2 protein-coding genes are annotated in these 4650 nt (G+C 66.8%); one reads left to right on the forward strand and one right to left on the reverse strand.

What is annotated here, in order from left to right; translation table 11 throughout:
* A partial coding sequence (locus tag PHQ87_RS10095; protein ID WP_300233546.1) for an NAD(P)/FAD-dependent oxidoreductase occupies positions 1-860 on the reverse strand: 860 nt, incomplete at its 3' end.
* Between the two features lie 115 nt (positions 861-975).
* On the opposite strand from PHQ87_RS10095, the gene dnaE reads away from it, so the two are divergent.
* A complete protein-coding gene (dnaE, locus tag PHQ87_RS10100; RefSeq protein ID WP_300233547.1) occupies positions 976-4545 on the forward strand; it encodes a DNA polymerase III subunit alpha in 3570 nt (1189 codons plus the stop codon).
* The last annotated feature ends 105 nt before the right edge of the window (positions 4546-4650 follow it).

Raw genomic sequence — 4650 nt, forward strand, 5'->3', positions numbered from 1 at the left:
GTCGCTTCCACCTCGGTCATGCGTTCGGCCTGCGCCAGCCGCTCCTGCAATTTGTCGCAGGTGGCGATGTTGTCCATCAAGAAGCGCTCCAGCGAGCGCCCCTGGCGTGTCTTCATGTGATAGGGCCAGGTCACCATGCCGACGCTTGTCGTGTCCTCGGTCATGGGAATGAACCAGAACCAGCCGTGTTCGAACCAGAAGATGGTGATGTTGCCTTCGGCCTCGCCCTCGTGGCGTCGTGCATGGCGAAAGTGGGCATAGACCGCGGCCGAGCTGTGGCGCGGGTTGCGGTCCTTGATGCGGAATTTGCTGGCCAGAAAGGTGTCGCGGCCCGACGCATCGACCAGAAAGCGGGCGCGCCAGTGATGCTCCTGACCGTCGTCCAGGCGCGCCGTGACGCGCACGCCGCCATCGGGTTCATCGAGTGACACCGCGGTGGCCCGGCAGCCCTCGTGCACCGCTGCGCCCTTGCGGGCCGCATTGCGCAGCAGCACCTGGTCGAACTCGGCACGCTTGACCTGGTAGGCCGACGGCAGTGCCTTGTTCCAGGCCTCGGCGAACATGAAGGTCTGCGTGTGCGCGTGGTGGGGCGAGACGAACTCGGCGCCCGGCTTGTGCATGCCGATGGCGCGGATGTCGTCGGCCACGCCCAGTCGCTCGAACAGGGGCAGGTTGGCCGGCAGCAGCGATTCGCCGATATGAAAGCGCGGGTGCCGGTCCTTGTCGAGCACGTGCACGTGGTAGCCCCGCTCGGCCAGCAGGGCGGCCGCTGTCGAGCCGGCGGGGCCACCGCCGATCACGAGGACATCGCAGGCTGTTTCGCCGGTTGCACAAGGGTCGTTCAGGGGCGGTGGCACCATGGAGCAGCAGGAAACAGGAAGTGGGGCAGGGACAAAAGGGTCTGATAATACCTGCCGCCGGCCCGGCACGGCCAACATCCCGCATCCCGATACGCAACGGTGGCATCATCGGGTCATGTTTGTCCATCTGCGCCTGCACACCGAATTCTCCGTGGTCGATGGCACCACACGCATCGACGATGTGGTGGATGCGGCGGCGGCCGACGGCCAGCCCGCGCTGGCAGTGACCGATCTGCACAACCTGTTTGGTGGCCTGAAGTTCTACCGGGCAGCGCGAGGGGCCGGGGTCAAACCCGTGCTGGGGGCCGAAGTGGCGCTGCAGGGCTTCACGGACGCGCCGCTGCCGGGTGCCGGCAACCCGGCGGCCCAGCAGCCCATGCCGCGCGTGCTGCTGCTGGTCCAGGATCATCAGGGCTACCTCAACCTGTGTGAACTGCTGGCGCGGGCCTGGACCACCAACGTGGTGCGCGAGCAGCCGCTGGTCAAGCGCGAGTGGCTGCAGGAGCTCGGTGCCGGCCTGATCCTGTTGTCCGGGGCTCACGCGGGCCCTGTCGGCCAGGCCCTGCTGGCGGGCGACGAAACCCGGGCGGCCGATGCCGCGCTGCAACTGGCCAGCCTGTTTCCGCACCGTTTCTACATCGAGCTGCAGCGCGCGGGGCGTGCCGACGACGAACGCCACGTCATCGCTGCCGTTCAACTGGCCGCCCGCCTGCGCCTGCCCGTGGTGGCCACGCACCCGGTGCAATTCCTTGCCGCCGACGACTACGAAGCGCACGAGGCCCGGGTGTGCATTGCCGAAGGCGAGATCCTGGGCAATGCGCGGCGTGTGCGCCGCTTCACGCGCGAGCAGTACTTCAAGCCGGCGGCCGAGATGGCGGCGCTGTTCGACGACATCCCCTCGGCGGTGGCCAACACGCTGGAGATTGCCCGGCGCTGCAACCTGAGCCTGGTGCTGGGCAAGCCGCAACTGCCGAATTTTCCCATTCCGCCGGTCGATGGCCGGCAGCTCTCGACCGAGGAGTACTTCCGTCACGTGTCGTACGAGGGTCTGGAGGCCCGGCTGCGGCACCTCTATCCGGACGAGGCCGAGCGCGAACGGCAACGCCCGCGCTACGTGGAGCGGCTCGAATTCGAGCTCGGCACCATCCTCAAGATGGGCTTCCCGGGCTATTTCCTGATCGTGTCGGACTTCATCAAGTGGGCGAAGGAAAACGGCTGTCCCGTGGGCCCCGGCCGGGGGTCGGGCGCCGGCTCGCTGGTCGCCTACGCGCTGCTCATCACCGACCTCGACCCGCTGCAGTACAACCTGCTGTTCGAGCGCTTCCTGAACCCGGAGCGGGTGTCCATGCCCGACTTCGACATCGACTTCTGCCAGGCCAACCGCGACCGCGTCATCGACTACGTCAAGGACCGCTACGGCAAGGATGCGGTGAGTCAGATCGCCACTTTCGGCACCATGGCGGCGCGCGCGGCCATCCGCGACGTCGGCCGGGTGATGGACTTCTCCTACGGCTTCTGCGACGGCATCTCCAAGCTCATCCCCAACAAGCCGGGCATGAGCGTGACGCTGCAGTACCCGCCGGTGCCGAAAAAGGAGGGCGACAAGAACAACTACGCCATCGAGATGGAGCCGGCGCTGGCCGAGCGCATCGAGAAGGAGGAGGACGTCCGGACCCTGATCGAGATGGCGCAGAAGCTCGAGGGCATGACGCGCAACATCGGCATGCACGCCGGTGGTGTGCTGATCGCACCGGGCAAGCTGACCGATTTCTGCCCGCTGTACATGCAGCCGGGCAGCGAATCGGCCGTCAGCCAGTTCGACAAGGACGACGTTGAGGCCATCGGCCTGGTCAAGTTCGACTTTCTGGGCCTGGCCACGCTCACCATCCTGGAGATCGCGCGCGAGTTCATCATGAAGCGCCACCAGGGCCAGGAACACTTCGACTACGCCAACGTGCCGCTGGACGACAAGGCCGTCTACGCGCTGTTCTCCCGCGGGCAGACCGAAGCTGTGTTCCAGTTTGAAAGCCGCGGCATGCAGGGCATGCTGCGCGACGCCAAGCCCAGCCGGCTGGAAGACCTGATCGCCCTGAACGCGCTGTACCGGCCGGGCCCGATGGACCTGATCCCCAGCTTCGTGGCCCGCAAGCACGGACGCGAGGTGGTCGAGTACCCGCACCCCCTGGTCGAACCGGTGCTGGCCGAGACCTACGGCATCATGGTCTACCAGGAGCAGGTGATGCAGACGGCGCAGGTGCTGGGCGGCTACTCGCTCGGCGGCGCCGACATGCTGCGCCGCGCCATGGGCAAGAAGAAGCCCGAGGAAATGGCCGAGCACCGCGTCATCTTCCGCAAGGGCGCGGCCGAGAAGGGCATCAGCCAGGAAAAGGCCGACGAGGTCTTCGACCTGATGGAGAAGTTCGCGGGCTACGGCTTCAACAAGTCGCACGCGGCCGCCTACTCGCTGCTGGCCTACCACACCGCCTGGCTCAAGGTGCACTACACGGCCGAGTTCTTCTGCGCCAACATGACCGTGGAAATGGACAACACCGACAAGCTCAAGGTGTTGTGGGAAGACGCGCTGCGCATGGGCATGAGCTTCGAGCCGCCCGACGTCAACCGCGGCGGTTACCGTTTTGAGCCGGTCACGAACCAGGTCATCCGCTACGGCCTGGGTGCCGTCAAGGGCACCGGCCAGGCGGCGATCGAGGCCATCGTGGCGGCGCGCGAGGGGCGTGGCGAGGGTCACAACGGGCACGAGCGCGGGCCGTTCACGAGCCTGTTCAATTTCTGCCTGCGCGTGGACCGCACCCGCATCAACAAGCGCACCGTCGAGGCGCTCATCAAGGCTGGTGCGTTTGACGGCATCCATCTCAACCGTGCCGAACTGCTGGCCTCGGTGGACGTGGCTTTCGAGTACGCCGCCACCACCCAGGCCAATGCCAACCAGGGCGGCCTGTTCGACATGCTGGGGGGCGACGACCACGGCTCCAGCGCCCAGGAGCCCGGCCTGGTGGCCAGGCTGCCCTGGGGCGTGAAAGAGCGCCTGACCTACGAAAAGACCGCCATCGGTTTCTATTTTTCCGGGCACCTGTTCGACGAGGTCGAGGGCGAGGTGCGGCGTTTTGCCCGCACCCCCATCGGCGACGTGGTCGACAGCCGCGAACCGCAACTGCTGGCCGGCATCGTGGGTGATCTGCGCATCATCAACGGCCAGCGCGGCAAGGTGGCGATCTTCAAGCTCGATGACAAGAGCGGCGCGATCGAGGCCACTGCCGACGAAGCCCTGATCAACCAGCACCGCAACACGCTCAAGGACGACGAGCTCATCGTCGTGCAGGCACTGGCCCAGCCCGACCGCTTCTCGGGTGGCCTGCGGCTGAAAATTCAGCACATCTGGGATCTGCCGGCGGCACGTTGCCGCTTCGGCAAGTACCTGCGCGTGGCCGTCAACGGGCAGGCGCCCGCCGTGTCCGAGATCGTGCGCGAGTTCCCTCCCCGGCGCGAGCAGACCGAGCAGGGCGATCTGGTGCGCGGGCTGCCGGTGCGGCTGCGCGTGCTGCGCCCGGGCGCGCAGTGCGAGTTGCAACTGGACGACCGCTCGCTGTTCTTCCCCACCGACGCTGCGCTGGCAAGCTGGATGGCCCAGGCGCACGAGCGCCAGGCGGAGATTGTTTTCGATTGAGAGGCGTTTATAGGCCAGGGCACCCACGGAACTGGCTTGGCCAGGCGTAGGGTGCGTCCTCCCTCCAAGCGCCGAAGGTGCGCAAGCGAGGGGGGAAGCCGCGTC

This window comes from Hydrogenophaga sp. (genome assembly GCF_028698005.1).
Classification (GTDB): Bacteria; Pseudomonadota; Gammaproteobacteria; order Burkholderiales; family Burkholderiaceae_C; genus Hydrogenophaga.